This window comes from Streptomyces sp. NPDC037242 (assembly GCF_055604165.1).
In genome coordinates this window covers 46,406-73,068 of record NZ_JBVJUY010000037.1, presented here as the reverse complement: position 1 = coordinate 73,068, position 26,663 = coordinate 46,406, and the positions used below count along the sequence as shown (strand labels likewise).

At 68.3% G+C, this 26,663-nt stretch carries 21 protein-coding genes and 6 pseudogenes; 11 read left to right on the top strand and 16 right to left on the bottom strand.

Features of this window, described 5'->3' with window-relative positions; all coding sequences use genetic code 11:
• Nucleotides 1-92: 92 nt before the first annotated feature.
• Nucleotides 93-899, bottom strand: coding sequence for an SDR family NAD(P)-dependent oxidoreductase (locus ACZ7GJ_RS32635; RefSeq protein WP_470756775.1), 807 nt, complete (start codon nucleotides 897-899; stop codon nucleotides 93-95).
• 628 nt (nucleotides 900-1,527) lie between these two features.
• Here ACZ7GJ_RS32635 and ACZ7GJ_RS32630 point away from each other — a divergent pair.
• Nucleotides 1,528-1,947: a hypothetical protein gene (locus ACZ7GJ_RS32630; protein WP_470756773.1), complete on the top strand. Its 420-nt coding sequence runs from the start codon at nucleotides 1,528-1,530 to the stop codon at nucleotides 1,945-1,947.
• 1,007 nt (nucleotides 1,948-2,954) lie between these two features.
• Here ACZ7GJ_RS32630 and ACZ7GJ_RS32625 read toward each other — a convergent pair.
• Entirely contained in the window at nucleotides 2,955-3,407 is a 453-nt protein-coding gene (locus tag ACZ7GJ_RS32625; RefSeq protein WP_470756771.1) for an Lrp/AsnC family transcriptional regulator, read from the bottom strand.
• Nucleotides 3,408-3,519: 112 nt separating this feature from the next.
• Between ACZ7GJ_RS32625 and ACZ7GJ_RS32620 the strand changes: the two genes are divergently transcribed.
• From ACZ7GJ_RS32620 to ACZ7GJ_RS32610, 3 genes and pseudogenes are all read left to right on the top strand, one after another.
• Nucleotides 3,520-4,137 (top strand): LysE family translocator, encoded by a 618-nt coding sequence (locus ACZ7GJ_RS32620; RefSeq protein ID WP_470756769.1) that lies wholly within the window; start codon nucleotides 3,520-3,522, stop codon nucleotides 4,135-4,137.
• Nucleotides 4,138-4,185: 48 nt separating this feature from the next.
• A pseudogene (locus ACZ7GJ_RS32615) lies at nucleotides 4,186-4,580 on the top strand (PaaI family thioesterase).
• A gap of 72 nt (nucleotides 4,581-4,652) precedes the next feature.
• A pseudogene (locus ACZ7GJ_RS32610) lies at nucleotides 4,653-5,015 on the top strand (MBL fold metallo-hydrolase); the annotation flags it as partial.
• 111 nt (nucleotides 5,016-5,126) lie between these two features.
• On the opposite strand, the pseudogene ACZ7GJ_RS32605 reads toward ACZ7GJ_RS32610, so the two are convergent.
• From ACZ7GJ_RS32605 to ACZ7GJ_RS32595, 3 genes and pseudogenes are all read right to left on the bottom strand, one after another.
• Nucleotides 5,127-5,660 (bottom strand): annotated as a pseudogene (locus ACZ7GJ_RS32605) (3-methyl-2-oxobutanoate hydroxymethyltransferase); the annotation flags it as partial.
• Nucleotides 5,597-6,070 (bottom strand): class I SAM-dependent methyltransferase, encoded by a 474-nt coding sequence (locus ACZ7GJ_RS32600; RefSeq protein ID WP_470756767.1) that lies wholly within the window; start codon nucleotides 6,068-6,070, stop codon nucleotides 5,597-5,599. The pseudogene ACZ7GJ_RS32605 and the gene ACZ7GJ_RS32600, both read right to left, overlap by 64 nt.
• Before the next feature lie 249 nt (nucleotides 6,071-6,319).
• Nucleotides 6,320-8,188 (bottom strand): FG-GAP-like repeat-containing protein, encoded by a 1,869-nt coding sequence (locus ACZ7GJ_RS32595; RefSeq protein ID WP_470756766.1) that lies wholly within the window; start codon nucleotides 8,186-8,188, stop codon nucleotides 6,320-6,322.
• Nucleotides 8,189-8,635: 447 nt separating this feature from the next.
• On the opposite strand from ACZ7GJ_RS32595, the pseudogene ACZ7GJ_RS32590 reads away from it, so the two are divergent.
• Nucleotides 8,636-10,133: pseudogene (locus ACZ7GJ_RS32590) on the top strand (ISL3 family transposase); the annotation flags it as partial.
• Between the two features lie 619 nt (nucleotides 10,134-10,752).
• Here ACZ7GJ_RS32590 and ACZ7GJ_RS32585 read toward each other — a convergent pair.
• Complete coding sequence (locus tag ACZ7GJ_RS32585) at nucleotides 10,753-11,034, bottom strand: hypothetical protein (protein ID WP_470756764.1); 282 nt, start codon at nucleotides 11,032-11,034, stop codon at nucleotides 10,753-10,755.
• 1,088 nt (nucleotides 11,035-12,122) lie between these two features.
• Here ACZ7GJ_RS32585 and ACZ7GJ_RS32580 point away from each other — a divergent pair.
• Nucleotides 12,123-12,887, top strand: a complete 765-nt coding sequence (locus tag ACZ7GJ_RS32580; protein WP_470756762.1) for a competence protein CoiA — start codon at nucleotides 12,123-12,125, stop codon at nucleotides 12,885-12,887.
• Nucleotides 12,888-13,200: 313 nt separating this feature from the next.
• On the opposite strand, the gene ACZ7GJ_RS32575 is transcribed toward ACZ7GJ_RS32580, so the two are convergent.
• Nucleotides 13,201-13,356, bottom strand: coding sequence for a hypothetical protein (locus tag ACZ7GJ_RS32575; RefSeq protein ID WP_470756760.1), 156 nt, complete (start codon nucleotides 13,354-13,356; stop codon nucleotides 13,201-13,203).
• Nucleotides 13,357-13,476: 120 nt separating this feature from the next.
• Here ACZ7GJ_RS32575 and ACZ7GJ_RS32570 point away from each other — a divergent pair, with 120 nt between their 5' ends.
• A complete protein-coding gene (locus ACZ7GJ_RS32570; protein ID WP_470756758.1) occupies nucleotides 13,477-14,127 on the top strand; it encodes a hypothetical protein in 651 nt (216 codons plus the stop codon).
• Nucleotides 14,128-14,251: 124 nt separating this feature from the next.
• Here the strand turns inward: ACZ7GJ_RS32570 and ACZ7GJ_RS32565 are convergent.
• Nucleotides 14,252-15,764 (bottom strand): annotated as a pseudogene (locus tag ACZ7GJ_RS32565) (helicase associated domain-containing protein); the annotation flags it as partial.
• 188 nt (nucleotides 15,765-15,952) lie between these two features.
• Here ACZ7GJ_RS32565 and ACZ7GJ_RS32560 point away from each other — a divergent pair.
• Both ACZ7GJ_RS32560 and tpg read left to right on the top strand, forming a co-directional pair.
• On the top strand, nucleotides 15,953-16,399 hold the full coding sequence (locus tag ACZ7GJ_RS32560) for a hypothetical protein (protein WP_470756756.1): 447 nt from the start codon (nucleotides 15,953-15,955) through the stop codon (nucleotides 16,397-16,399).
• Nucleotides 16,400-16,758: 359 nt separating this feature from the next.
• Complete coding sequence (tpg, locus tag ACZ7GJ_RS32555; protein ID WP_470756754.1) at nucleotides 16,759-17,226, top strand: telomere-protecting terminal protein Tpg; 468 nt, start codon at nucleotides 16,759-16,761, stop codon at nucleotides 17,224-17,226.
• 397 nt (nucleotides 17,227-17,623) lie between these two features.
• Here tpg and ACZ7GJ_RS32550 read toward each other — a convergent pair whose 3' ends face one another.
• The 6 genes and pseudogenes from ACZ7GJ_RS32550 to ACZ7GJ_RS32525 form a co-directional block, all read right to left on the bottom strand.
• Nucleotides 17,624-18,022 (bottom strand): hypothetical protein, encoded by a 399-nt coding sequence (locus tag ACZ7GJ_RS32550; RefSeq protein ID WP_470756752.1) that lies wholly within the window; start codon nucleotides 18,020-18,022, stop codon nucleotides 17,624-17,626.
• A 405-nt stretch (nucleotides 18,023-18,427) separates the two neighbouring features.
• Nucleotides 18,428-18,916 (bottom strand): annotated as a pseudogene (locus tag ACZ7GJ_RS32545) (transposase); the annotation flags it as partial.
• Nucleotides 18,917-18,979: 63 nt separating this feature from the next.
• Nucleotides 18,980-19,357, bottom strand: coding sequence for an MmcQ/YjbR family DNA-binding protein (locus ACZ7GJ_RS32540; protein WP_470756750.1), 378 nt, complete (start codon nucleotides 19,355-19,357; stop codon nucleotides 18,980-18,982).
• A 37-nt stretch (nucleotides 19,358-19,394) separates the two neighbouring features.
• Nucleotides 19,395-20,324, bottom strand: a complete 930-nt coding sequence (locus ACZ7GJ_RS32535; RefSeq protein WP_470756748.1) for an SDR family oxidoreductase — start codon at nucleotides 20,322-20,324, stop codon at nucleotides 19,395-19,397.
• 327 nt (nucleotides 20,325-20,651) lie between these two features.
• The gene (locus ACZ7GJ_RS32530) at nucleotides 20,652-21,059 is read right to left on the bottom strand and encodes a VOC family protein (RefSeq protein WP_470756746.1); all 408 of its coding nucleotides are present in this window, start codon (nucleotides 21,057-21,059) and stop codon (nucleotides 20,652-20,654) included.
• Nucleotides 21,060-21,224: 165 nt separating this feature from the next.
• The gene (locus tag ACZ7GJ_RS32525; protein ID WP_470756744.1) at nucleotides 21,225-21,623 is read right to left on the bottom strand and encodes a VOC family protein; all 399 of its coding nucleotides are present in this window, start codon (nucleotides 21,621-21,623) and stop codon (nucleotides 21,225-21,227) included.
• 145 nt (nucleotides 21,624-21,768) lie between these two features.
• Between ACZ7GJ_RS32525 and ACZ7GJ_RS32520 the strand changes: the two genes are divergently transcribed.
• Entirely contained in the window at nucleotides 21,769-22,095 is a 327-nt protein-coding gene (locus tag ACZ7GJ_RS32520) for a TfoX/Sxy family protein (protein WP_470756742.1), read from the top strand.
• A 155-nt stretch (nucleotides 22,096-22,250) separates the two neighbouring features.
• Nucleotides 22,251-23,885 (top strand): ISL3 family transposase, encoded by a 1,635-nt coding sequence (locus ACZ7GJ_RS32515; RefSeq protein WP_470756740.1) that lies wholly within the window; start codon nucleotides 22,251-22,253, stop codon nucleotides 23,883-23,885.
• Between the two features lie 3 nt (nucleotides 23,886-23,888).
• Here the strand turns inward: ACZ7GJ_RS32515 and ACZ7GJ_RS32510 are convergent, their stop codons facing one another.
• Entirely contained in the window at nucleotides 23,889-24,536 is a 648-nt protein-coding gene (locus tag ACZ7GJ_RS32510; protein ID WP_470756738.1) for a hypothetical protein, read from the bottom strand.
• A 952-nt stretch (nucleotides 24,537-25,488) separates the two neighbouring features.
• The gene (locus tag ACZ7GJ_RS32505; protein ID WP_470756736.1) at nucleotides 25,489-26,445 is read right to left on the bottom strand and encodes an IPT/TIG domain-containing protein; all 957 of its coding nucleotides are present in this window, start codon (nucleotides 26,443-26,445) and stop codon (nucleotides 25,489-25,491) included.
• Between the last annotated feature and the right edge of the window lie 218 nt (nucleotides 26,446-26,663).

Sequence of the window (26,663 nt, the reverse complement as noted above, 5' to 3'; positions counted from 1 at the left end):
GGCGGCCCGGGACGGCGGGCCGCCCCCGCGGGGAACCGGCGCTGGTGAGCGTCAGCGCCGGCCGGCCTTGCGGCCATGGTTGGCTTTGCGGGTCAGGCGGAGTGGCCGACGAGTACGTCGGCCAGTTTGTTGAGCCGCTTGATGGTGCGTTCCTCGGTCGCGCCGGGGGCCGGGTCCATCCGCGCGTTCCGGTCGTAGTAGGCGCCGTTGACGATCTCGACCGCCGGGTCGCAGAGGCGCACGACGTGGGCTGCGCCCTCGGCAGGCGTCGCACCCTCGTGTCCGTACAGCGGCCTGAGGGCGGTCTCGCAGACGCCAGGGTTGACGGACACGGCGGTGACCCGGGGGTCGGCGGCGAAGACGGTGAGCGCCAGCTGCGACTGCGCGTAGGCGGCGAGGCGCGAGTAACGGCGGGTCCGGTTGGGGTCGTTCCACATGATCGAGGCGCTGCGGTGCATGGAGGAGGAGACGTTAACGACGCGACCTCCCGGCGAGGTGGCGAGTGCCGGTTCGAGGAGGTTCGTCAGCAGGTAGTGGGCGAGGAAGTTGACCTGGAAGGAGAGCTCGTTGCCATCGGGGGTGACCGTGTGGCGCTCGGGGGCCGCGACCGCGGCGTTGTTGACGAGGACGTCGAGGCACGGGTGCCCGACGATGACCCGGTTGGCGAGCCGCTCGACCTCGTCGAGGTGCGCGAAGTCCGCCGCGCACGGGCGCAGGAGTTCGGCGTCGACGTCGGCGGTGGCGATGAGCCGGGCCACGGCTTCCCGTGCCTCCGCGGGAGTGCGGCCGTGGAGCAGAACGGTGGCCCCGCACTCGGCGAGCAGGCGGGCGGTCTCGTAGCCGATGCCCGATGTGGCGCCGGTGACCATGATGGTCCGGCCGGACAGGAAGGAGGACATGAGTGATTCCAGGGGAAGGGCATGGCTACGCGATCCCATGCGGCGGGACCGTGGTGCCAAGCGGTGGAAGCGATTTCGAATCGCGTGCGGGCGTGGGCCTCGGCGACGTGGCCGAGGGTCCTGTCGAGGTTCGACAGGGGGCTAGCGCACCGGTAGGTGAACAGGGCACATCGTCGGCAGCACCGGATTTGGTGGCCGGTCGTCGTGGCGCAGACCGATGTTCACGTCATCCATCCAACTGGCCTGAGATGGAGACCTCAAGCGCCCTGACGGACCCCTGATGACGCCTTGACGGAATTCGGCCCGGCCCCGCTGGGTCCGGGCCTGCCGCCCATCGCTTCCGGAACCTAGTGGCTCGGCCAGCCCCGTCGTTCCCGCCGGTGCTCCTACGCGCTGAGGGCCGGGGGTGAGGATGAATACGAGGCCTCAGAACGGCTTGCTCCCCTCCACGAGGACACCCAGGCCCTGCTTGCCACACGAAGCAGAATCCAGGTCGACCTGGCCCTCCACGCTCAGATCCAGCGCCTGGAGAACATGAAGGCCACCATGTCGAGCACTCCGCCTGTGACCGCGTCGCCCCAGCCGGACGGAATCCCGGCAAACCGACATCGCCTACTTCGAAACCGCCGTGCGCCAAATTCTGATGGCCTGGCAACTCCCGGGGGACAACCGCGTCACCTACAACCAGATGACCGCAGAGATCTCGGTCGACGATCGTGCCCGAAGCAGCCGCGGCCGCGGCATGCGCTCGATCATCCACGCTGCCTTCACCATGGCGCTGGCTCAATACACTGCCGGCCGCAGCCTCCCGCATCCGGGCTTCGTCGTCCTCGACTCCCCGCTCCTCACCTACCGCGAGCCTGACGAGGACGACATCAAGATTCCCTATGACGTCGTCGCCCACTTCTACCGCACGCTGCACGACGACCCCAGCGCCCAGGTCATCATGGTCGAGAACGTCGACCCCCCGCGGGATCTCGGAGACCAGCCCACCCTGTACCCGTTCCACACCCCCGGAGCGAACCGGATGGGCTTCTACCCTGTCTGAGCACTGGCCCGCCGACTTTGCCGGAAACGGTCAGGTAAGCGGGCTACGCCTGCTCCCGTTTGCACTCCGGCCGCTGTGCGCCGCTGGGCACGCCCGACGCATCGTGCTCAGATCCCGCTAGCGGTACCCGTCACACACCCGCGCCCATCGGGCGACTCGCCGCTCGCGGCTGTTCGTGGGGGCGGACTCGGATCCCACCCCGCGCGTGGCGCTCCGGCCCTCCTCCGAGGCGTCCAAGTGGGACCAGAACATGCCGAGCTTCTCCAACTGCACGAAGCGCTTCAGCAGGCGTAGAAGCGGCGGATGTCGGCTGACCACTGCCCAAGAGGCAGGTTCGCGAGCAAGGCTGGCCACCCGGTCGCCTTTCTCTCCAATGAGTTGGCGACGCTCATACACGAATACCCTGGGCCCCTCGGCATCGTGGTGCTGAGGCGAGCCGATCCGGGCCAAAAGATCGAGAGCATGCGGAAGTGCCAGTCCATGGAAGACGTTCCGCTGGTACAGGGGGCAGAGGCATTTCTCGGGTCGTACTGGTCGGCGACAACACAGAGCGAGTGGTCTATGAGTCTCGTCTGGAACTCTCGCGTTTCGTGTATGCCGACTTCGACCCTGCTGTGCTCGGCATCGTCGCCCAGCTTCTTGCTGAGGGCTGTGCTGGAGGGGAAGGTTCGCAGGCACATTCTCGGACTACCTCCTCATCACCGAGAACGGTCCCGTGGTGGTGGACGTCAAACCTCACCATCGGCTTCTGGATCCCGTGGTCGCCTTCACATTCGAGTGGACTCGGCAGGCCGTGGAAGCTCGCCGATGGCGCTACGAGGTGTGGAGCGAAGCGCGGGAACCGGAGCTGGCGAACATTCTCTTCCTCGCCGGATTCCGCCGTGGGTGGCTGTTCGAACCGGACCTGCTGGATGCGGTGCGCTGTGCCGACCTCGACGGTGTCCCAACCGGGGAAGCCGTGCGGTGCGTGCTGCCTCGAGATCAGCAGTTCAGCAGGCTCCCCGCGACTACTCGGGTAGGGGGCGGTCGTCGATGACGTTCTTCATGACGAGGGTGGAGGTCAGGCGCTGGACCCCGGGCAGTCGGGCGAGCTGCTGGTCGTAGAGCTGCTGGAAGGCGGCCAGGTCGGTGGTGGCCACGCGAAGGAGGTAGTCGGGTTCGCCGAAGAGACGCTGGGCCTGGAGGACGTGCGGGATGTCGGCGACGGCCTCTTCGAAGGCGGTGACGGTGTCGGGGGTCTCCCAGCGCAGGGTGGCGAAGACGAGTGCTTCAAAGTTCAGACCGACGGCGGCCGGGTCGACGACCGCGCGGTAGCCGCGGATCGCGCCCTCGCGTTCGAGGTCGCGCAGCCGGCGGTGGCAGGGCGAGACGCTCAGCTGCACGCGGGCGGCCAGCTCGGTAATGGTCAGGCGGCCGTCGAGCTGCAGCTCGGTAAGAATCTTCCGGTCCAGGGCATCCATGGAGAAGATTCTCCCTCACTTAACGCGATCATGGGGTAAAGACGCAAACACCTTCGGGCCTATCCGGCCTAACCTTCCCTCTCAGAGCAAGAAACGCGAGAGGGAATGAGCGATGGATACGACGACACTGGTGGCCTTCCTGGCCGTGGATCTGCTGCTGGTGTTCACCCCCGGCGCGGACTGGGCTTACGCGATCTCGGCGGGGATGCGGGAACGCTCGGTCACACCCGCCGTCATAGGGCTGGTCGCCGGACACGCGGCCTACGCGCTGGTTGCCGTCGCGGGCCTGGCGGTGATCGTGGCGAGCTCCCCGGCCGCGCTCACCGCACTGACTGTGGCAGGCGCCGGCTACCTGCTGTGGCTGGGCTGGGGTGTGCTGAGGCAGCCGGCCGTACCGGCGGCCGCTGGAGAGAGCGCGGACGCCTCCCGCGTGCAGGTCATGTTCAAGGGGTTCGGGATCAGCGGCCTGAACCCGAAGGCGCTGCTGCTGTACTTCTCGCTGTTTCCGCAGTTCATCGACACCGGCGACGGTTGGCCGATCGCCGCGCAAACGGGGCTGCTCAGCATGGTGCACCTGACCGCGTGCGCCGTCGTCTACCTCGCCGTCGGCGTCCTGGCCCGTACGGTCCTGAAGACCCGGCCGTCGGCCGCCCGGGCCGTCACCCGGATCAGCGGTGCCATGATGATCGCCATCGGCGCCTTCTTGCTGGTGGAACGCCTGGCCGGCTGAGGAGCCCGTCCCACTCCACCCTGCACGGACCCGAAGGAGAGCACGTACGTGGAAGAGCAGAGGCAGCAGGAACAGGCGAGCCCCGCGGTCCAGCAGCGCATCCAGGACAGCTTCGAGCGCCAGGGCCTGATGGCCCACCTCGGCGCGCGCCTCAGCCACACGTCCACGCCGGAGCCACCAGCGCCATCGCGGACAGCGCCGGCGGCTATGCCGCGCCCACCCTGTTCGACGAGGACTCCGAAGTCCTCACCGTCGAATACAAGATCAACCTTCTCGCGCCCGCCTCCGGTGACCACCTCGAAGCGATCGGCACCGTCCTGAAGCCCGGACGCACCCTGACCGTCTGCCAACTGGAGGTGTACGGTGTCCAGTCCGGCGGCAAGCGGAAGCTCGTCGCCAACGGCCAGCAGACGCTGATCCGCGTGAACAGGCCCGCCGAGTGAGCCCCCAGCCGTCTCTGCCGTCCTGGCTGAGGTGGTGGCAGCGCCCCTTCCCCGACGCCAACACACTCTTCGCTGGCCGGACGGCAACCAGCCCTGATCGACACCGGCTTCGTCGGCCACGCCGAGGAGACCGTCACCTGGGCCCGCGCGCAGGCCGGCGACGTCTCCCTCGTCGTGAACACCCACTGGCACTCCGACGACGTCGGCGGCAACGCCCTTCTCCAGGCCCAGGGCGCCGCGATCGCGGCCGGGGCACCGGAGGCGGCGGCGATCTCCCGACGGGTCCCCGGCTGTTGCGCGGCCGAGTACCTCGACCAGCCCGTTGCCCCGTACACCGTCGACCTCGCGCTCGATGACGGACAGCTTCTCCGCCTTGGGGACACCGAGTGGGAAGTCGTACGGACCCCCGGGCACACCCCGGGCCATCTGGCCCTGTGGCAGCCGGAGGAGCGGCTCCTCGTGGTCGGGGACGCGCTGTCGGACTACGACGCCGGCGTACTGCTTCACGAACCGCGGCAGCCGCCCCGTACGCAGGCCCGCAATGTCCTGCCAGACCAGCACCTGCGCGTCACACCCGCTCTCGGCACCGATACCGACGGTCGGCAGCGCCACACTCCGCGTGATCTCCGCGCCGACCTCCCTGGGCACCATCTCGATCAGCACGGCGAACGCGCCCGCAGCCTCCAGTGCCTTCGCGGCGGACACCAGCCGCTGCGCGTCATAGCCCCACCCCTGCACCCGGTAGCCGCCGAGGCTGTGTTCGGACTGCGGGGTGAACCCGATGTGCGCCATCACCGGGATCCCGGTCCGGGTCAGCAGCTCCACCTGCCCCACCATCTCCTCGCCGCCCTCCAGCTTCACCGCGTGCGCGCCCGCCTCCTTCATGAACCGCACCGCCGTGTGGAAGCACTGCTCCGCGGACGCCTCGTACGAGCCGAACGGCAGATCCGCGACCACCAGCGCCCGCCGGGCAGCCCCGGACACCGCACGCACGAGCGGGAGCAGCTCGTCCACCGTCACCGGCAACGACGTCGCGTTGCCGAAGACATTGTTCGACGCCGAATCGCCGATGAGCAGCACCGGAATGCCCGCCTCGTCGTCTGGCGGGCGACGACGAGGTCGATGCCGTCGATGGGCAAGCCCGGCGGGGGGCCGGTTTCGACGTCGTGCCGCAGATACGTGAGCCCCTGCGCTTCTCCGCGGTCCCGCGCGAGATCCAGGTTGGCGGGCACTAGGTCCAGACGGGTCACGTGGTAGCCGTGTTCGTGGTGGAGCCGGTGGGCGAAGCGGCCGGTGCCGCATCCGGCCTCGACCGCTGTGCGTCCGGCTGTGCGGATCACGACGTTGTCCTTGACGAACTGCTGCTCTGCGGGCGTGATTGGTCCGTGCCGGGCGATGCAGCCCTCATCCCAGCCGTCGGCACGCGCGGGTGCCCAGGGGATGGTCAGTCCCAGGCTGCAGAGCAGCGCGCTGAGGTCGGTCGTAGGCATGACTCTCCGTAGGGTCGCCGGCGGGGGGAGACACGGGGTGTCAGGGGGAGGGGGCAGGAACGGGGCCGAGGAGGTCGAGCAGTTCAAGGCCGGCCAGCGCCATGTGGCGCAGGTGTACCCGGATGCATCCGGAGGCGGGGTCTCGAGAGCGCTGGTGTGGGTGAGGATGTTCGGCCCGCTGTGTTGCTGTCCCGGCCGGCCACCGTGTCGCCGCGGCGACCGGCCGGGGGTGTTGCGTGGGGGCAGAGGTTATGCGCCGCCGGCGACCCTGCCGAGGCCGTTCCAGCCGTTGCCGCCGTCGCCGCCGTTCCAGGAGTAGACGGTGGCGCCGCCGTTGGCGTCGCCGAGGATGTAGTCGGCGTGGGTGTCGGCGTCGAAGTCGACGAACTGGACCTTGGGGTGGTCGTTGGTCAGTCCGGCCGCGATCTGGCCCATCGGCTTCCAGCCGCCGCCGACGTCGCCGCCGCGGTTGATGAAGAGGTCGATGCCTCCGCTGGGCTTGACGATGTAGTAGTCGGCCTTGCCGTCGCCGTCGTTGTCGGCGAACCGGATCCGGGTGCGGTCGGTGGTGGCGCCGGTGGTGACGGTGCCGGTGGCCTGCCAGCCGCCGCCGGTGTCGCCGCCGCGGTTGAGGTAGACGCCGACGGCGCCGCTGTCGTTGAAGGTGATGTAGTCGGTCTTGCCGTCGCCGTCCCAGTCCGCGAAGCGGACCTTGCTGGCGTCGTTGGTGATGCCGCCGGCGACCTTGCCGATGCCCTGCCAGCCGCCGCCGACGTCGCCGCCGCGGTTGAGCCAGACGTTCACCGCGCCGCTCGGGTCGATGACGATGTAGTCGAACTTGCCGTCGCCGTCGAAGTCCGCCAGGCGCACGCGGCTGCGGTCGTTGGTGATGCCGCCGGCTATCTGGCCGACGGGCTGCCAGCCGTTCGCGCCGGCCGGGTCCCCGCCGTGGTTGAGCCACACGTTGATCGCACCGCTGTCGGCGACGGTGATGTAGTCGGGGCGCTTGTCCCCGTCGTAGTCGCCCCAGCGCACGCGCTCGCTGCCACCGGCCTCGTTGGACGCCGCGGACACGACGCCGACCGGCGGCTGCGGCGGTGCGACAAGGGCCGCGACCTTGGTGCGCAGCGCGTCCATCTTGGAGTACATGTTGGCGCCCGGGCACAGGGTCTGGTTGACGTCCCTGTGCCCGATGATGGTCTTGACGGTCAGGATCGAGCCGGGCGGGTTGGGGTTTCCGGTGCCGCCCCCTGAGGTGAGCTGGGTCTGGCCCAGCGGATCGCGGCCGTATTGGCGCAACTTCCAGGCCAGCGTCGCCGCCAGACCGTCCATCATCTCGTCGGTGGGCTGGGGATTCGCCCCGGATCCGGAGACGTTGGGTTCGAAGTTGCCCAGGGTGGCGACACCCAAGGTGTCGGTGTTGAAGCCAGCCGCATGGCCGCCGAGGATGGCCTTGGGCTCATCGCCCTGGGCCTCAGGGCTGGCGGCGATGCTGCCGCGGCGCCCCTCCCATGTGTTCCCGAACTTGTCGACGACGAAGTTGTACGGGAAGTCTCCGTAGCCCTGTTGCGAGATCATGTAGGTGTAGATCATCCGCATCATGCCCGGAACGTCGTCGGCCGTGTACGTGTTGTTGTCGACTGTGTGGTGGACTATTGCAGCCTTCACCGTGCCGGTCTTCTTGTAGCCGGGATCCGCCAGGCTCTCGTCCGCGTTCCAGTCGGACCGCGCCTTGAGCTTCACACCGGTCTCGGCCGGCGACAGGCGGACGCCGCTCGTCCCCTGCTTTGACATGGACGCCTGCCCACGGCTCGACACGGCCTGTCGGTCGGCCGACGTGACATTGGCTGCGAGCAGGGCGAGGCTGAGGTCGGCGGGCAGAGCCTTGCCCTTGCCGCTGATGCGCAGCTGTATGCCGTCCGACGCGCTCGTGAAGTAGGGGTCGGTGCCGTCCTTCTTGGCACCGGAACCGTCGGGGTCGACCTCCGCGGACGGTACGGAGACCCAGTCCTGCCACTTGCCGTTCTGACGGAACCGGGCCTCGATCTTCATGTCGGCGGCGCTGTTGTCGGACTGCTTCCACGTGAGGCCCATGAGCCGGAAGGCCCGCACGTTCATTTCTGCAGTGATGAGCGCCTCGGGGGTCCTGGTCGCACGCCGAAGCTCGGCCGATTCAGTGCCGTTCTTGTCAGTGAGTTCAACTCGCTGAACGGAAACATCCGAGCCGCCCACCGACGGACCGGCCCAGGCCGCGGGCAAGGACCCTGCGGTCACTGCCAGACACGTCAGTGAGACGCCGACCGTCGACCTAACAATTTTGCTCACGCATACTCCATTTCGAACGGCTCTGCCCTGCGCCGGGCGTTGTAAAGGCGAGCTTCAGAGGGGGCGCGCCGACAATCGTATTGGATTAGATCAACTAGACAGTCCGCAATTGGATGGCCGTGTGTTGTCACGGGACTGCACTTCGTTCGGTCGGGTGGCCCCGGCGGGAGTGTCAGTTTCTTGGCTCTGGCCCGTAGTCGGTGGTGACGCCGAGTAGCCATCCGCGATCATGATCTTGTGATGGATGTCAACTCCCTTATGGGGACGGTGTTTTCCGGGCTGTCGGTGCTCGTCGTCGAGGACGTGGTGGACGGTGGTGACGCGGTGGTGGTCACGGGCCGCACGCGGGATGTGGCGGTGCCGTGTCCGGCGTGCCGGATGCCGACGGCGGAGGTGCACGGGTATCACCGCCGAACGGTGAAGGATGTGCCGGTCGACGGCCGTCAGGTGGTTCTCCACCTGCGTGTACGGAGGCTGGTTTGCCCGGTCCTGGGCTGTCGGCGGCAGACCTTCCGCGAGCAGATTCCCGGACTGCTGCAGCGCCATCAGCGCCGCACGGTGCGGCTTGCTTGGCAGATGTCCCAGGTGGCACGGGAGTTATGCGGCCGGGCGGCCGCACGCCTCGCCGGCCTGCTGGCCGTGCCCGTCTCCCGCAGCACCGCGCTGCGTCATCTGCGACGCCTGCCGCAGCCGCAGCAGGCGATCCCGCGGGTCATCGGCGTGGACGATTTCGCCCTGCGCCGCCGCCACCGCTACGCCACGATCATCACGGATGTCGAAACCAGCAGACGCGTCGCGGTCCTACCCGACCGCGAGAGGGCCACCCTGGAGTCCTGGCTGCGAGAACATCCCGGGGTCGAGGTCGTGTGCCGGGACGGCTCGGCCACCTACGCCGAGGTCATCCGCCGCGCCCTGCCCGACGCGGTGCAGGTTAGCGACCGCTGGCACCTCTGGCGCAATCTATGCGACAAAGCCCAGCTCGAGGTCCGCGCGCACGCCGGCTGCTGGGCCACCATCAACCCATCCCGCCCCGGCGGAGTACGCGAGCAGACTACCCGCGAACGCTGGAACAAGATCCACGAGCTCCTCGGTCAAGGCGTCGGCCTGCTCGACTGCTCCCGCCGCCTGAACCTGGCCCTGAGCACCATCAAAGGCTACGCCCGCATGCCCGAACCCCAGGCCCTGCGCATCGCCCCGCCTACCGGCCCACCCTCGTCGACCCCTACCGCGACCACCTGCGCCAGCGCCGTGCCGAGGAACCGGCCGTCCCGGTCACCCACCTCCTCGAAGAGATCCGAGAGTTGGGCTACACCGGCAGCGCGAACCTCCTGGTCCGCTACCTCAACCAGGGCCGCGCGAAGGCTACCGCCCCGCCACAACCCCACGTCACGCCGGCCGCCTCCTGCTCACCGACCCCGAAAACCTGCGCCCGAAGGAAACGGCCCTGCTGGAGAAGATCATGGCGGCCTGCCCGGAGATGTCCGCACTCGCCGATCTCGTACGCGGCTTCGCCGCCCTGCTGAAACCGGCCGAGGGCAACGACGTGAAACTCGCCGAGTGGATCACGGCCGCCCGCGCCGTCGACCTGCCCCACCTGTGCAGCCTCACCAACGGCCTCGAAATCGACCGGGCCGCCGTGGACTCCGTCCTCACCTTGCCCTACCACAACGGCCGCACCGAAGGCGTCAACACCCGCACCAAGAGGATCATGCGGCAGATGCACGGAGGTGCCGGATTCGGTTCCTTTTACAGGCCGCTGCCGTCCGCGCGGCATCGCATGAGGGGAGTCCGGAACGCTGGTGCCGGGCAGCGCGGTTGGTTGTGTTCAGGGCGGTTTCAGGCAGGTAGCGGCGGTACTCACCAGCCAACTCGCACGCCTCTGACCTGCGATGGGGAGGTTTGGGTTCTTTCTGTAGTTGCCGTTACGGAAATTCGGTGGTGAGTTTTCGGCTGATGAGGGTGATCATCGAGCGTGGATCACCCTCAAGCTCGCGGCTGGAGTGGCGACATCGCCTGAGGGCCGGCGGCGCGGTCGCGCTGCAGCCCCGCACTCGCCACCCTTGCCGCGCGGTACCGCCATCTCGACCAGTGCCTGGGCGGGGCAATGTTCCAGCCTCGGGGAGGCGCCGCTTGCCTGTGGCGGTGTGTCCGGACCGGCGCTGTGCACTCCTGCAGGGTGTCAGTGTTTGGTGTCGGTGGGGGAGCGTGGGGTGGCCCAGGAGGCGGGGATGGGTTGCTGGGGGAAGACGAGTGAGTCGGGTAGGGGGCGCAGCCGGGGTTGGATTAGGGGGCGTCGCCGGTGAGTGGGTGGATGGTGAAGCCGGTGGTGCGGGTGTGGTTGCCGGGTGTGATGGTGATCAGGGTTCCCACGGGCTGGGTGGCGGCTCGATGACGCGGAGTAGTTGGTCGGCCCAGTGGGAGTTGCCGCTGTCGGGGCTGGTGTCGTCTTCGGGGGTGGGGAGGGGCAGGGCGAGGCCGTCTGGGATGCCGGTGACCTGGAGGGGGAGCTGTCCTTGTGCGGGGGTGACGGTGGTGGTCCGGTCGTTTCGGATCCGGGTCTCTTCGACGCGTGGCCAGAGCCGGGGACGCCCGGCGCTCACCATGCCCAGGCCGGGTTCAGCAGAGGTCTTCGGCAACATGTGGGGAAGCATGGGGGGTGTCGGGGGAGGGGTAGGTGGGGGGAACTCAAGGAGGGGAGTCATGGGGGGAAGCGGTCATCGTGCTCGGGTGACGTTCGTGCTGGCCACCGGCCGGTTTCAGGCCGGTGAGTGCCCAGACTTTCTTCTGTGTGGGGTGGGGTGGTCTGGGTTTTGCCGGTCGCGGCTCGCGGCTCGCGGGCCTGGGCGGGGCTGGCGCTGAGCGTAGCGGCGGGGTCGGTCAGGTTTGGGTGTCGAGCTGGGCTTGAAGGGCGCGGGTGAGGGCGTGGGCCTGGCTGGTCATGGTGTCGGTGTCGGCGGCGGCCAGTTCGTGGGCCGGGGTGCGGGCGAGGACTTCGCTGGGGCCCGGCCCGGGCTCCGATGCGGTCTGCTGGCGCAGCCACCGGGTGTGGAGGGCGTCGGCCTGACGGGTCTGCTCCGCGTACGCCTCCAGTGCGTGGGCACGCCGTTCGATGGCGAGCAGCGCTTCGTCGTGCCCGCCGCCACCGCCTTCTGTGCGTTCTCATGCATGTTGCGGTACGGCCGTCTCTTGCCATCTCTCTGACCTGTGATGCTGCAACCGATCACGGAATGTGCGGTTCGACTCGACCAGGCTTCCCACACGGATGATCTTCCCGTTGTACGCGCATGAAGGCAGGCCCTCTCGGTAGCTCGGGGTTGCGAATCTGACCGAGCAGTGCCGGGAGGCCCCGGTGTCGTTGTTCTACGCGTCCGAACCCGTTCAGTTCAACTCGGCTACACGATCGTGTGATTGCCTCGCGCACATGTACGGGAACGCGGCCGATCATCCCGATCGGGTGCGGCGGTATCCGTCGGACATGACGGACGCGGAGTGGGCGGCTGTGCGGTCGGCAGTCCGAAGATCGGGGTGGTGCCGGCCACGGCCGCGGTGGCCAGGAACACCCGGCAGTTGCTGTTCCGGTTGCCGATGATGTTCGTCAGCTGAGGGACCGAGACAGGGTAGCTCCGGCAGTTATACCGGCGCGCGATGGTGGGCAGCATGCACTGGCCGGTTCAGTGCCAGCTGGTGACCCTGTCTCGCCGAACACCCGGACCTTGGAGGGGAATCCGTGCTCGTAGCTCTGGACGCGACCGGTGGCCGTGTCGAAGCCGACCCTCGTTTCGCCCCAGACCCCGGCGGGTACCGCTGCCCGTACTGCCATCACTCCGTCGTCCTGAAGCGTGGCCGAGTCAAGATCGCACACTTCGCCCACGCCCCCGGTGCGGCCTGCCCCGCGGCCACCGAGCCCGAATCCCCCGAGCACCTGGCAGCTAAGGTCCTGCTCGCCCGGGAGTTCCGTGCCCTCGGCTACACAGTCACAGTCGAACGCGCCCATCCGGAGCACCGGCGCCGGGTCGACGTCGCGGTCAGTGTCCCCGGCAGGGCCGGACTCGTGGACATCGCCATTGAAGTGCAGGCATCCGCGATCAGCACCGCAGAGATCATCCGACGGGAACGAGCCGACCGCGCCGCCGGATACCTTTCCACGCTGTGGGTGTTCACTGGCTCTCGTGTGCCCGGCTTGCTGACCATGGACGACGACGAGGAATGTCGCGTCCCCGAAGAGGTCCGCTTCCTCCATCGCAGCGTGGACACTGACATCGCCATCATCGACGTCCCGGCCGAACGGTTGTGGCTGGCTGACCTTGTGACGTTTCGGCGCCGCGAGGACAGCTGGTTCGACGCCTTCGGCAACGAGCAGTCCAGCCGGGCCTACACCCCGCGCACCCTCCGCGGGGTGGCGCGCACCCCGGCGACATTCGCTTTGCGGCCGCTGTGGATCACCCCGCCCAAGCAACGTCCGCGCTGGCATGCGACCTTCACGCCCGCATGAGCGGTTCGCCCCCTGATCCGATGACCCGGCCGCCAGGGCTTGTCAGTGCACCCACCCGGACTGCCGCGCCCGGCGTGAGCCTGGTGCACGGGTCGGTAGGCGTGTCGGGCGGGCGAAGGTCGTGGGTTCCCTGCGAGGTTCGGCGCAGGGGCGTGTGGGCCCGTAGCTCGATGGGTGTGGCCGCGCGGGACCGTGTGGTGCCATCGAGGGAGGGGAAGTGCCGTACGTGCAGATCTACCTGTGCGTGTGGGGTGGGGGGACCAGTCCGCGGTAGGCCGTGACCGCGGTAGGCCGTGCATCTCGACTCAGCCTGTTACGCCCAGTCCACGCCCAGCTTCGCGAGGGCGGCGAGCTGGTCGGCGGTGAGCTTGTCGCGCCTGCTTTCGGTGTTTGAGATCCGCATGCCCAGTTTCACCACGAGCGGCCGTGCTTTGCCCTCGACCGCGATCTCCTCGCGGTGGGCCCTCATGAGCTGGGCGTAGTGGGCGCTGCCAGTTGTGGATCCACCCGAAAGGGTCCCGGAGCCGGGTGCCGCGCAGGAGGATGGCCAGGGGTGGCCGGGGAACCGCGGTGTGGCAGGGGGATCAACATGGACAGCGGGGTGATCGCGCTGGGGGCGGCCGTGGTCGGTGTGGCGGGGACGCTTCTGGCGACGGTGGTGTCGCAGCGGATGCTGGCGCGGGTGCAGGCGGCACAGTTCGATCGGGAGCAGCGTGACGCCCACACACGATGGCTGAGGGAGCAGGAGCTGACGGACCTCTCCCGCCGCCGCGACTGCTATACGGCGGCCAACGCTGCGTACCGCCGCTACCGGATCGCCCTCATGAACTTCCTGTGGGCGGTCTACCGGGGGCAGGTTACCGCGGCGGACCGGGCGGCGGTCGAGGAGGCGAGGAGCGGTCACCACACCGCTTTCGCGGAGGCGCAGATGATCGCCTCCGATGGCGTGCTCGCGGAACTGGACCTGATGACGAAGGTCATCGCGGGCGCGCATGCCCGCACGATGCGGCTGGCGGATGGAATTCCGGAGCCGGACGGCTCGTTCGAGGAGATCCATGCCGAGCTCCTCTTGATCACGCAGCGCTGGGTGGGCATGCGCAGTGCGATGCGGTCCGACCTGGGCCTGGCCCCTGCCCTGGACGGCACGGACCCGGCTCCAGCCGACTGCCTGCCCCCGGCGTCGGGGTCCGTGTCAGGACCCGCCTTGGGAGGGCCGACGGGCCTGGACCCGGAGGCTTAAGGGGCCGGTTGCCAGGCGGATCTACTACGGGCGCGACCACGACCAGGCGGCCGAGGGCCGGGCGGACCAACCAGGCGGTCTAACCCACACCTGGCCTCGCCTCGCGACGGTGCTAGGGGGCGTGTCAGGCCCAGTCCACACCGAGCTTCGTGAGGGCGGCGTGCTGGTCGGCGGTGAGTTTGTTGCGTCGGGTCTTGGTGTTGGAGACCCGTACGCCGAGCTTGATGATCACCGGCTCGGCCTCGCCCTCGACCGCGATCTGTTCGCCGTGGCTGCGTGGTACCGGCCGGTGGGCGCCTTCCCGCTCTACCCACTGCGCGAGGGCTGTCAGGCCGCGTTGGAAGGCTTGCTGTGCCTTGCTGGGCTCCTTCGCCGTGCGTGCGGTGGTGGGGGCGGGAGGCGGGGTCTGGGTGGGTTGTACGCCGATCGCGGTGAGCCGTTCCTGTTGCTCGGGGCAGGAGCCTTGCCCAGTTGGCCGGCTGGGTCTGCTGCATCAGCCACCAGCCGAGGTCGTCGCCGCCGAGGAGGACGCCGGGGGCGATGTCGGGCAGGTGCCCGTCGGCCTCGGCCAGGTCGGCGAGGACGCGGTACTGTCGCTGCCAGTCGAGTGGCCAGGGGCAGTTCCAGTCCTTGTCGATCGCGGCGAGCTGCGCGGCCCGGATGGTGGCGGTGTCCTCGTCCTTCCCGAGTCCGTTCTTGGCGCCGGTGCGCCGTAGGTTGGCCATGTATTGCCCGATGGGCACCATGGTGTCGTCCTCGCCCCATTGGGCGTCCTGGCGCGGGGCGAGGTGGCCGGTGGCCTTCCGGTAGGCGCGCAGCGCGGCCAGCTTGGCTTCCCAGGCTTCCTCGCCTGGTTCCCACACCATCCCGGCGTCCGGAGCGTCCAGCAGGATCCGGCGCCGCTCCTCCAGCTCCCCGGTGCGCAGGGCTTTGCGCTGCTGGTGGACCCATCGGCCAAGGGGGAGGTTCGGGGTGATGCCGACCCCGGTCTCGGTGTCGTAGGGGACGGCGTACGGGCCGGTGATCTCGTTCTCGGTCCGCCACCTGAGTAGGGCCTGGTAGCCCTCCAGCCACACGAGCGATTCGGGCCGGTAGACGCGGGTGCGCAGGAACGCGGCGATCGTTGCGGCATCGCGGGGGCTGGAGAAGTGGAGCAGCGCCGATTCAGCGGCGGCGTCAGCGCCGTCCCCCTGGTCCTCGTTCTCCCCCTCGCCACCGGCCCCGACGATCCGGCCGTTCTGGTCGCGCTGGAGGTGAACCTGGCGCTTCCCGCTCGTGAGGGCGCGGGAAGCGAGCTGCTCGACCAGGCGCTCATCATGCGAGCGGAGGCCTTGGAGAATGGCGACGAGTCCGGCGTAGCTGGAGGAGGCGACCATGTCCTTCGGGTCCTCACGAGGGTGGAGGAAGACGGGCACGATGATGCGGGCGACCTTGGTGGTCCCGTCGCGGTTGAGGCGGAGCGCGCGGCCGATGTTCTGGACGATTTCGACCTAGGAGCCGCGGGTGACCGCGAAGCACACGGCCTCCACCCCGCGTTCCCCGGTGATGTCGACGCCTTCCCCGAGCACGCGCACGGACGCGAGGAACGCCCGGTGTACGCGGTGTCCAGCGGCGTCGATGCCGTTGGCGAAGTACCGGCGGTAGAAGCTGTGGACGCCGCGGAGAAAGCGGTTCGGGTCGCGTCGATGTCGTCGAGAAGGCCTCGCCGACCGGAGGAGGCCGCCGCTGGGCAGCGGGAGCGCTTGCGATGGGCAGTTCGCGCGTTGGCCCTACCCGGCAAGGTGGTTCCTGGCAACATCAATGGGATTCGAACATAGGGGGTTCCATGCGTTTCGGCGTCCGCTTGCTCACTGTCGCCACTGCTACCGTCGCCACCGGAGTGCTGCTCGTCGGCTGCTCCTCGACCCCGGCCGAGGAGTTGGAGGACTGGTGGTCTTCGGGGGGTGACGACAGGGTCAAGGCGCTGTCCGACAGCTCGAGCCAGGTCAACACAGCGAGCATGCAAGTGATGGACGACAAGCGCACCGCTTGTCAGGAGCTGCTGGCAGCGGTGGCCAAGGCGAAGAAGTACGGCACCCCTCCGAGCGAGAAGGCCAAGGGTTTCTGGGCGGAAGCCCTTACTGACTTCGAGCACGGAAGCAATGCGTGTGTCGCCGGGGTCGACCAGAAGGACGAGCCCCAGACCAACGAGGGCATCCGCGAGGTACAGAGGGCCATCGGCATCCTGGCTTCCGCGGTGTCCATGATCAGGAGCGACTTGGAGGCCAAGTGATCCGGTGATCCGCCGGGATCGCCCGAACCGCTGATCGCCAAAACCCCGGTGGCGCCCGGCCGGGCGCCACCGGGTGACGTGTCGCCGGCTCCGCTGTCCCCATCGGACCTCCACCCGCGTTGTGCCAGGCGGTCCGGTCGACCGTCGGCCGCTGGGTCCTGCCGCGGTCTGTACGCACAGATGGCAGCCAGCAGAGTCCCGTACACGAAGAGGCGAAGTCCCAGCGCGGAAGGCATGGATATCACAACCGTGTCGAAACGGACATCGAGATGACATCGCCACGCGGAAGATGACACGCGGTTCGGGACCCTACACGCGCCACCGTCACCCGGCCCGCGCCGAAATCCGCAAAAGCACAGATGAAATTCCTCCTCACGCGGGCGAAGGGCTCGACCAAGGCGCTGGCCGAGCGCTTGGGCGTCTCCCGGCGCACCGTGGAACGCTACCGCTCAGGGCCCATCACCACCCCGCAGAAGCGGCTCCAGGCCGTCCTGACGGAGGAGACCGCGTCGGAGGGGCAGTCGCAGGTCAGAGCACAAGGACGGGAGCGTGCAGCCACCTCTGGGGGCATGTGGGTCGAGTGCACCGCCTACTTCGGGTTCGCCGCGCGCGGCAGCTCGGATGACGGCCGTCAGCGGTTCGTGAGCACGGCGATCTCACCCAGACGCTGCCCAGATCCTCCAGCTCCAGGAGGAGGGTGCGACGGAGGAAGAGCTGCATCCGATCGTCGCGGCCATAACCGAGTCCTATTTCACGGACTGGGGCACTCGACGTGCGGGCCTGGAGGCAAATTTCACGGACGTCCTGACCCTGGATATCCAGTTTGAGAACCACGGAATTTCAGGTCTGCCATAAACCGTGTGACGGTCCGTCGGAGAAGCGCTCTGGACGGCGGGCCATCATCAATCCCGACATTGAATGCGAGGCCCTGATGAGCACTCCCGCGCCCCGGCGGCCACACCATCCCCGCACCGGATCTGCCTCGCCAGCGCCGGTCGACTTCGCGAAGGTGGGCCGGAGCTCGGTGCGGCGCCGGGCCCGGGGCATGACGCACGCTGAGGCCGCGGCCGCGCTCGCGGCCACCCGCTGACGTGTGCCGAAGCACGCTACTTGTCACCGCCAAGGGTGAATGAACTGTGCTTCTGAGGCGGCAAAGCACCGTAGTTGTCACCGAATCGGCAGGCTATTTGGCACCGGCGGCCCGGACAGCAGGGTGATCGGCTGCTATGGGGAGGTGAGGGGGACGGTGATTGCGAGGTGCCCGGCATGCTCCGGTTGAGGGGTATCGAGAGCGTTCATACGGGTGGCCAGGTGGCCGATCACGCGGCTGGTGAGTGACCCGTCCGGCGTGGCTGTGCCCTCTGGGGGCAGACGGGTTTCGTCCTCACTCGGTGGGTTGCTGCCGAAGTAGCGGGCTGTGTCCATGTTGACGACCCAACAGGCCAGCGAGACCTTGACCTGTCCGGGCACCGTCAGACATACCCGAACGTGGGCACACATGTTGAAGCCGTCTCCGCGGAAGGTAACCGTTGTGGAGGGCTCCTGGCCGTTAGCGCACTGGTGCATCAGCTCGCGTACGGCCGGTTCCACGACGGCTCGCGCCATGGGTTCTGTGTAGACCATCTGATCTCCTCGTCAAGCACTGAAGTGTCCCAGGTGAGGCCCTCTACGGCTATAGCGACCGCGAACGACGAGTGTGCGTTCTCATGCATGTTGCGGTACGGCCGTCTCTTGCCATCTCTCTGACCTGTGATGCTGCAGGTCGATGAGACGCCCCCTGATGGGTTGATTCGGGTGCTGGAGGAGGTTCGACCTGTGGTGCCGCAAGTTGGATGAGAGCCCCGCAGATGTATTGAGAATTTTGGCAGTTGCCTTCTGCGGGCAAGCGGACAGCGGTGTGACTGGCGGTTCGTGTTCACCGAGGTCGGCATCCTGTTGGGGGCGTATCTGGGCATCCGAACATCCCTCTCCGGAAACGTTCGCAACCACCGATAGAACTCAAGCGCGGTCGAGCGGGCGGGCCTGTCACTCGGCCATGCCCTCCATCACCGAATCGGTGATCGTCGAGATGGTCTGCTTGGAGACCTCAGCTCCGTAGACCTCGGCCAGATGCGCGGAGATCTCACCGTGGGTCAGGCCCTTCGCCGACAGCGACAGGACCATCTCGTCGACGCCGGTCAGTCGGCGCTGACGCTTCTTCACGATCTGCGGCTCGAACGCTCCCTCGCGGTCCCGCGGCACGTCGATCTCGACCGGGCCGACGTCGGCCACCACGGTCTTGGAGCGTTTGCCGTTCCTCGAGTTGCCGCCGTTCTTGCCCGCGGGATCGTGCCGGTCGTAGCCGAGATGGTCCGTCATCTCGCCTTCGAGAGGGGACTCCAGCAGCCGCTTCGTCAGCTGCTGCAGCAGACCGCCCTCACCCGTCAGCTGCAGCCCCTCGGCCTGAGCCCGGGCCACGAGCTCGTTCAGGAACCGGTCATCGACAGCCGCCGACGAGGCCTTAGCCTCAGGCGCTATGGCTATGCTCTCGCTGGTCACAGGTGCAATCCTCCATGATCGGAGTTACACCGTTCCTTCCCTTTACAGGCCCTGGCCAAGGGTGCGCAGCCGGTCGCGGGTGGCTGCTGGCAGGTCTGCTACCACGCAGTCCCAGGCGTGGTGGAGCATGTCGGTGAGGTCTTCGTCGGGCATCGTGGCGTCGTCCAGGTGCACGGTGAGCCAGTGCCAGCGGCGCCCCTTGTACCACGGGCGTACGGCCGCGTGCTGCTCGCACAGGTGCAGGGCGAGTTGGGGTTCGCACTTGACGGTGAGCTGATCGGGGTGGGTCCTGGTGGCTGCGCCGAGCATGGCGAAGATGCTGCCGCCGACCTTGTAGACGGGCCTGTTGGGACCGTAGGGCTCCTCCTCCGTCACCTCCGGCAACGCAAGGGCGAGCTCTGCGATGTCCTCGGGAGTCATGGTGATGTCCTTCGTCCGGCCGGGTTCCCAGGCGTGTTCAGCGGTAGTCGTCGGGGTCGGGTGCCTGTCCGGTGCGCATGTAGTCCTGGAAGTAGCGGACGGAGTCGGGGGCCGTTCCGTCGGCGTCGGTGAAGCCGTACTGCCCGGCCAGGGTGCCGACGGACAGGGAGCTGCCGGTGAAGCGGGCCACGTCCGGGTCGGTGACGAGTGCGGTGACGGCCCGGGCGGTGAACAGCGGGGTCTCGGAGATGGCGAACGTGGGGTCCACTTTGCAGCCGTCGCGCCAGTTGTCCTCGGTGATGTGGAACGCGTCGAGCATCGCCTCGGTACGCATCCAGCCCGGGGCCAGGCCCAGTGCCGTGCAGTCGTACTCCTTCAGCTCCTGCGACAGCGCCCACGTCATCCGGAACGGCGCGAACTTCGCGAGGTCGAAGGCGAAGGGGGCACGGTAGTGGCCGCTGTTGAACTCCTCGGTGCCGTCGGTGAGCTCCACCACCAGGCCGCCGGGCCGGCGGATCATCAGCGGCAGGAGGTGGTGGCTGGTGACGTAGTAGGTCTCGATGCCGAGCCGCAGCATGCGCAGGCCGTTGTCGAGGTCGCAGTCCCACATCTTCTTGCCGCGCTCTACGAGGTGCTCCGCGCCCCAGATGGCGTTGACCAGGATGTCCAGCCGGCCCTGTTCGCGGTCGATGCGCTCGGCGAGCGCCCGCACCTGCTCCGCCTGGAGGTGGTCGACCACGGCGGGGATGCCCTGGCCGCCTGCGGCGGTGACGAGTTCGGCGGTGTCCTCGACGGTCTCGGCCGGGCGGGCCGACTCGCCCGCTGTGCCGCGGGTGGTGCGGCCGGTCACGTAGACGGTGGCCCCGGCCCGGCCGAGCTCGACGGCGATGGCCCGGGCCCCGCCGCGGCTGGCCCCGGTGACCAGGGCCACCTTCCCCGCCAGAGCCTTGCCTTCGTCGTGGTTCATGTGGGTCTTTCCTTGTTCGCTCAAAGATGGTGATCGGAGCACGGTCCGTACCCTGATGTTTCGATCCCCGTCTGTCCGCTGCACTGCGCGGACCAGGGGGTGCCTCACCCGTTCTTGCCGGAGGCACTGATGCAGAAGGGCCAGCCCGAAGGGTCGAGCAGCACCGTCCGGTGCCTACCGCCGAGCGGCGTCTGGTGGGCCGGCTTGGTGGCACCGGGCCGACCAGACGCCGCCCGACGGCCTCCACGTCAGCGAAGGTCAGGTCGAGGTGGACGACGAGCTCGTCCGCGTTCAGGGCTCGGGCCCTTCTGATGTCCGGAGCCCGGGTCAGGCGTATTTGCCGAGTTCGCTGGCCTGGAGGGCGGCTTGGTCGTTGATGCCGATGACGTAGCCGTCGGGGTCGCGGAAGTAGAACATGCGCTGGCCGGTGTGGTCGGTGCCGGTGTCCTTGATGATCTCGGCATGCTGGGCGACGTGGTCGTGCACACCGTCGAAGTCGTCCACGCCGAGGTAGAACATGCCGGCGAAGCCGATGGGGGTGTCGGCCAGGCTGGGCAGCCAGTTCTTCAGGTCGGCGTTGCTGTAGAGCATGGCGCAGAATCCGCCCTGGTAGAGCAGCATGTGGATGTCGTCGCCGGGCTTGGCGGTGCTGGAATCGACGTCGAAGCCGAGCTGCTTGTAGAACGCGACGCTGGCCGCGGTGTCCTTGACACTCAGGCAGGGGGCGAATGGCATGAATCCTCCATGGTCGGGTGGGGGCGGTCTTCACCAGGGTGCGAGCGCAGGGGCCGGCATACGCCGGGTGCCCCGCGGCTTCTTTCTCCGCCGGTTGGGGCGGGCGTGCACTCCGGGGGCCGCCGTTGTGGTGAGAGCAGCCGCTCTGAACGGCTGACGGCTGTGTCAGCGGGTGCTGCTGATGCAGAAGGGCTGGCCGGAGGGGTCGAGCAGGACGGTCCAGTGGTCCCCGCCCGGCTGGTGGGCGGGCTTGGTGGCGCCCAGCCCGAGGAGCCGCTCCTCCGCCGCCTCGACGTCGTCGAACCTGATGTCCATGTGGAAGGCGAGCTCGTCCCTCGGCCAGGCCGGGGCCTTGAACGTCGTGGCGGACCAGAAGACGTACATCATGTCGCCGACCCACACGGGGAACGCCGCGGGATTGCCGTCCTCGTCCCGGTACGGCTCGGAGACCTGCGTGCCCAGGGCGGCGGCGTAGAACTTGGCGAGCGCGCCTCCGTCCTCGGCCCAGATCGCGTGCGACAGGACCTTGCCGCCCACGGCGTCGTCGGCATGTGCGTCGACCATGGTCTTCTCCTCTGATGGGGGTCGGATGTGGCGGTTTCGCCCTCTGCAATCGACCGTAATAGCCATATAGGACAAGTGGTGTCCTATATGGCTTGTGGCGGGGTTGCGCGGGCGGGTGTCGTAGTGCGTGGGTAGCGTGATGGCCATGGCGTATGACGAGGTGCTGGCGGAGCGGGTCGGGGAGCTGCTGGAGGAGGGCGATGCGGTCGTCGCGAAGAAGATGTTCGGCGGACTCGTCTTCACGGTGAGGGGAAACACGGCGGTCGGCGTGGTCGGCGACGACCTGCTGGTACGAGTCGCCCCGGACGATGCCCCGCAGGCCCTCGCCCAGCCCGGCGCGCGGCCCTTCGAGGTCCGCGGCCGGATCTCGAAGGGCTGGGTCATCGTGGCAGGAGAAGTCCTCGACGACCACGTCCTGGACGACTGGCTGCAACGGGGGCAGAAAGCCGCTGCTGCACATCCGCCGAAGTAGCCACCTCCGCACCCGCCCGAGCCCTGGCCGTCGTTTGCCGACAGCAACCGAGTGGGGAACGAAGAGCAGTACGGGCCGATTTCACGACTGTGGCGGATATTTCGTGACGGTCGGTTCTAAACATCGGTCATGATCGGCAATGTCCGTTCATCAGCATGGTGTTCGTGGGGGACGAACAGTTCTGGGATCTGGTGTGGCCCGACGTTGAGGGGCTGAGCATCGACGCAGTGGGCGTCATTGTGGACGCGGTGTGGATTGATCTGCATGCCCGGCAGCAGACGGTGGCATGCCCCTCGTGCGGTGTGACCGCCTCACGCGTGCACAGCACGTACATACGGCGCCTGACCGACCGCCCGCTGGGCGGGCGGCGGGTGCTGCTGTGCCTGCGGATCCGCCGGTTCTTCTGCGACAACGACCTGTGCTCCCGCCGGACGACGGCGGAACAGCTACCGGGGCTGACCACGCGGTACCGGCGCCGAACCACGGCCCTCGCCCTGATGGTGCAGGCGATCGGGCTGGCCGTCGGCGGCCGGGCCGGTGCCCGGCTCGCCGGCTACCTGCCGTTGCGGACGAGTCGGGACGTGATCCTCGGGGAACTCCGGCGACTTCCGGACCCAGCATCCGCCCATGTCAGGGTGCTGGGGATCGACGAGTTCGCGTTCCGCAGGGGTGCGACCTACGGCACCGTTCTCATCGACGTCGAAACGCGACGGCCCATCGACCTCCTGCCCGACCGCACCGCGGACACCGTCGCCTCCTGGCTCGCCGACCACCCCGAGATCGAGGTCATCTGCCGGGACCGGTGCAGCACCTTCAGTCAGGCCGCCGCCCGCGCGGCGCCCGACGCGATCCAGGTCGCAGACAGGTGGCACTTGCTCCACTCGCTCGCCCGTGCCGTCGAACGGACCGCTCACCAGCACCGCGTCTGCCTGCGCAAAGATGCCGAGACCGACGGGACGGACCAGCCCCTGGAGCCGTCGGATCCCGTGTCCCTGGCGGCGTTGATCGGGCCGCCGGAGCCGAGCGACCCACCAGACGGCCAGCTTCTGGCCCGCGTCCGTCAGTGGCACACCGACATCCACCAACTGCGTGAACGTGGCTGGACGATCAGCCGAATCGCCGACCGCCTGGGCCGGGACCGCAAGACCGTCCGGCACTACCTCACCACCGACCTCGACCAGATCCTCGCCTCGGCTCGCGAACGCCGTCCAAACGGCCACATCAACCGCTTCAAGCCCTACCTGCAACATCGCTTCCGCGGCGGCGCGACCAACGCTGCGGCCCTCTTCCGCGAGATCCGCGAACGTGGCTACCGCGGCAGCCGCGTCGTGGTCACCAAGTACATCGCGACCCTTCGCGCCGGCACCGCCGCCCCCGAACCCGCACGGCCGATCCCCAGCCCACGCCGGATCACAACCTGGGTCATGCGCCATCCCGACACCCTGACCGACAGCCAGCGCGACCAGCTCGGCAGCATCCTGGACGCCTGCCCCGAGCTAGCCACCGCCCGCGATCTCGCCCACGAGTTCAGCGCCATCGCCCGTGAACGCCGAGGTCAGGACCTCACCGGCTGGATGACCCGAGCCCTCGACCACGGACCACAGCCGGTCCAGGTCTTCGCCGCCTTCCTCCAGAACGACTGGGACGCCGTCGTCAATGGCCTCACCCTGCCCTGGAGCTCCGGCGCCGTCGAAGGCCAAGTCACCCGCATCAAACTCATCAAACGCAGGTCCTACGGACGGGCCTCCTTCGCTCTCCTGCGAACCCTCGTCCTCGCCCAGCCGCCATGACCGTCACGAGATATCCGCCACCCAAGGATCTTCAAGGACGCCCTTTACTACCTCGTGCAGCTCAGCCCGGAGCGGGCGCACCTGGCTCCACCACGCCTCCCGATCGTCCAGCGGGGGTAACGCGGCCCTCCGGAGCCGCATGAACGTCATCACCCTGCACAGCCCGGTGATGTGGAACGCGATGGCCTGCACCTCTTCGGGTCCCACCGAATGGATCACAAGCTGCGCGTGGTGGACCTCGTTGAACGCGTCCTCCACTTCACTGACGACAAGATCGCGAGCCAACAAGGCGCGACGAAACTGTGCCAACGAGTTCTGGAAAAGCCGGTACTCGGCACGGCGCGCTTCGGTGAGCCAGCGGATACGGTCGGCCTCCGCCTGATTGCGCGCAAGCTCCAACGCTCTGCGATGGTTCGCCTCCGCGGCCTCCAGCGCCCTGCGGTGGCTGACATCCGCGAGTTCCAAGGCGCTACGGTGGTTCGCTTCCGCCGCAGCCACCGCAGACTGACGCGCTGCCTCCGCCACGTCCAACGCCGTCCGGTGGGATGCTTCCGACTGACGTAAGGCGGTACGCATCTGCCATCGGGCGAGAATCACGCTAATGGGAATGCCGAGCAGGGCCAGAACCGCAGTGAGGTCAGACATGTCCATGGCAGATCATGATGGCTGCCCCAGCCGCTCCGCGCAGCCGCGTCGTGAGAAATCAACATCTTGCGGCACGAAATATCCGCCACAGCCGATTTCACGACTGTGACCGCGCTTCCGTGATGACTACAGCTGGATGCGGTCCGGCGTCTGCTGTTGGATGCCCCGATGTGTGAAATGTGTGGTCTGGTGGCAGCGGGTGGGCGTCAGCCCGCGTGTGACGGTTGTGCCTGCTCTCGCTGACTCTTGGCGCTGATCATGGCTGTCATGGAGCGACCAAGCTGCTGCCAGGTCCTGGAGCCCGCTGGCGGAGGGCCTGAGCGTGCCTCGAGATCTGGACCTCGGCGACGGCGCGAAGGCCTTGGAGTAGCTCGGCGTGGGCCGGCTCGCGCGCGCCGCGATCGTCGGCGTCGTGAAGGACGTCCTGCCAGAGGTGTCATGGTCGGTGGCGCCGGGGGTGCGGCCTTTTTTACTGCGCGGGTCGGACCGCGCGGGCCTCGGCAGCCTCGCAGGTCCACCACCACCGTCTGTGCAGCTCGATCTTGGGAGTGATACGTCCGGCGGTGACGTCGGAGTGGATGGTCTTGGTGCTCAGGCCGGGTGATCGCGGCGACCTCGGAGTCGCCGTTGCCGGGGGCCCGGCCGCTTGCACGCGCTCCGTGAGCTGCTCGACCGCACGGGCGTCGGCGACCCGACCTGCGGCGACGGCGTGTTCTCACACAGGGGCAGCCCGGACCGGGAGGAACATGCCGGGATGCCTGGAGGCGGCGGACCGTCGCTGGCCCCGGCGTCTGACGGAATAGCCGTTGCCGGCCTGTCTGTCAACGGGAACTCATGGCTTCCCGGTGGTGGAACGGACAGGGGGCCGGTCCGCCACCGGAAGCTTCGTATTTCTGCCGTGGCCTGTCGGCCGGCAGGCTGGGGCGCTGGTCAGGGAGGTGTCAGTGTGGTGGGTGGGTCACTGGTAGAGGTAGAGGTTCTGGTTGTTGTTGGCGGGGCTGGTGCCCGCGTTGGTGGTGGCCTGGATGTTGACCTTGGAGGCGGGTGCGGCCGGGGCGGTGACGGTGCAGCTGGTAGCGGTGCAGGTTACGGCGGTGGCGTTGCGGCCGGGGCCGAAGGTGATGGTGGCGCCGGTGAGGTTGGTGCCGGTGAGGGTGACTTTGTTGCCGCCGGCGGTGGGGCCGGTGCTGGGGCTGATCGCGGTGATGGTCGGTGCGTCGTAGGCGTAGCGGCTGGCGGGGGTGGGGGTGCTCCAGCCGCCCTGGTGGTGGGCCTTGACGTCCACGATGCCGCGGGTTCCGGCCGGGGCCTGCATGCTGCAGGTCGTGTCGGAGGAGCAGGAGCCGTAGGCGACGTAGTTGCTGCCGAAGGAGACGCTGTCGGTGCCGTTCAGGCCCGTACCGGTGAGAGTCACCCAGTTGCCGCCCGCCGACGGGCCGGTGCTGGGGCTGAGCCCGGTGATCGTGGGCGGGATGCGGAAGGTGTAGTAGACGTCGGTCACGCTCCACGGGGCGTTGTCGACCGACACCATGAGGTTGGTCGAGTAGCTGCTCGCCTCTCCGCCTGACGGGGTCTTGCCAGTGCAGGAGGTCGCGGTGCAGGTCACGTCGGTGGCGAGGTGCCCGAAGCCGAAGTCGATCTTCGTTGCCGTCGGGGAGGTGCCCAGCAGGTTGCTGCCGTTGACGGTGAAGGTGATGCCGCCTGCCATCGGGCCCTCGGAGGGGCTGATCGAGGTGAGTTCCGGATACGCCGCGGCGGAGGCGGCCGCCGCGTCGGCCGGCCCGGCGACGGCGAGCGGGCCGGCCAGGCCGAGCAGCGCCAGAGCAGCGCCGGCGGCCCGGACGGCGATCCGGCCGCCCAACCGGGTGTGCGGGCGACGGGCGTTCACGGGAAGGGAGTTCGAGGCGCTGGTCATGCGGTGTCCGTTCGTCGACCGGCAGTGTCAGGCCAGACAGTAACTACTGTTAGGCCTCTTATTCCAATATGCCCACTAAGTGATATTAGAGGACTTGCGTGTGGGTCCTATGGGTGGTAACTGCCGGGCTGCTGCCCTGGTTCGCCGCTGCTGCGGGAGCGCCGTGGGCGGGCCTGGGCGCGCGCTGGCCGCCGAGGGGTTCCTGGCCAAGGTCACCC

Coding starts and splice junctions, on each gene's coding strand:
- ACZ7GJ_RS32560 (WP_470756756.1), top strand. CDS start 15,953: ATGCGTTTCGGCGTCCGCTTGCTCACTGTCGCCACTGCTACCGTCGCC.
- ACZ7GJ_RS32530 (WP_470756746.1), bottom strand. CDS start 21,059: ATGCCATTCGCCCCCTGCCTGAGTGTCAAGGACACCGCGGCCAGCGTC.
- ACZ7GJ_RS32635 (WP_470756775.1), bottom strand. CDS start 899: ATGTCCTCCTTCCTGTCCGGCCGGACCATCATGGTCACCGGCGCCACA.
- ACZ7GJ_RS32585 (WP_470756764.1), bottom strand. CDS start 11,034: ATGTTGCCGAAGACCTCTGCTGAACCCGGCCTGGGCATGGTGAGCGCC.
- ACZ7GJ_RS32515 (WP_470756740.1), top strand. CDS start 22,251: ATGGTGTTCGTGGGGGACGAACAGTTCTGGGATCTGGTGTGGCCCGAC.
- ACZ7GJ_RS32540 (WP_470756750.1), bottom strand. CDS start 19,357: ATGACTCCCGAGGACATCGCAGAGCTCGCCCTTGCGTTGCCGGAGGTG.
- ACZ7GJ_RS32550 (WP_470756752.1), bottom strand. CDS start 18,022: ATGGTCTACACAGAACCCATGGCGCGAGCCGTCGTGGAACCGGCCGTA.
- ACZ7GJ_RS32625 (WP_470756771.1), bottom strand. CDS start 3,407: ATGGATGCCCTGGACCGGAAGATTCTTACCGAGCTGCAGCTCGACGGC.
- ACZ7GJ_RS32595 (WP_470756766.1), bottom strand. CDS start 8,188: ATGAACGTGCGGGCCTTCCGGCTCATGGGCCTCACGTGGAAGCAGTCC.
- tpg (WP_470756754.1), top strand. CDS start 16,759: ATGAAATTCCTCCTCACGCGGGCGAAGGGCTCGACCAAGGCGCTGGCC.
- ACZ7GJ_RS32525 (WP_470756744.1), bottom strand. CDS start 21,623: ATGGTCGACGCACATGCCGACGACGCCGTGGGCGGCAAGGTCCTGTCG.
- ACZ7GJ_RS32505 (WP_470756736.1), bottom strand. CDS start 26,445: ATGACCAGCGCCTCGAACTCCCTTCCCGTGAACGCCCGTCGCCCGCAC.
- ACZ7GJ_RS32575 (WP_470756760.1), bottom strand. CDS start 13,356: ATGAGGGCCCACCGCGAGGAGATCGCGGTCGAGGGCAAAGCACGGCCG.
- ACZ7GJ_RS32600 (WP_470756767.1), bottom strand. CDS start 6,070: ATGCCTACGACCGACCTCAGCGCGCTGCTCTGCAGCCTGGGACTGACC.
- ACZ7GJ_RS32570 (WP_470756758.1), top strand. CDS start 13,477: ATGGACAGCGGGGTGATCGCGCTGGGGGCGGCCGTGGTCGGTGTGGCG.
- ACZ7GJ_RS32520 (WP_470756742.1), top strand. CDS start 21,769: ATGGCGTATGACGAGGTGCTGGCGGAGCGGGTCGGGGAGCTGCTGGAG.
- ACZ7GJ_RS32510 (WP_470756738.1), bottom strand. CDS start 24,536: ATGGACATGTCTGACCTCACTGCGGTTCTGGCCCTGCTCGGCATTCCC.
- ACZ7GJ_RS32620 (WP_470756769.1), top strand. CDS start 3,520: ATGGATACGACGACACTGGTGGCCTTCCTGGCCGTGGATCTGCTGCTG.
- ACZ7GJ_RS32535 (WP_470756748.1), bottom strand. CDS start 20,324: ATGAACCACGACGAAGGCAAGGCTCTGGCGGGGAAGGTGGCCCTGGTC.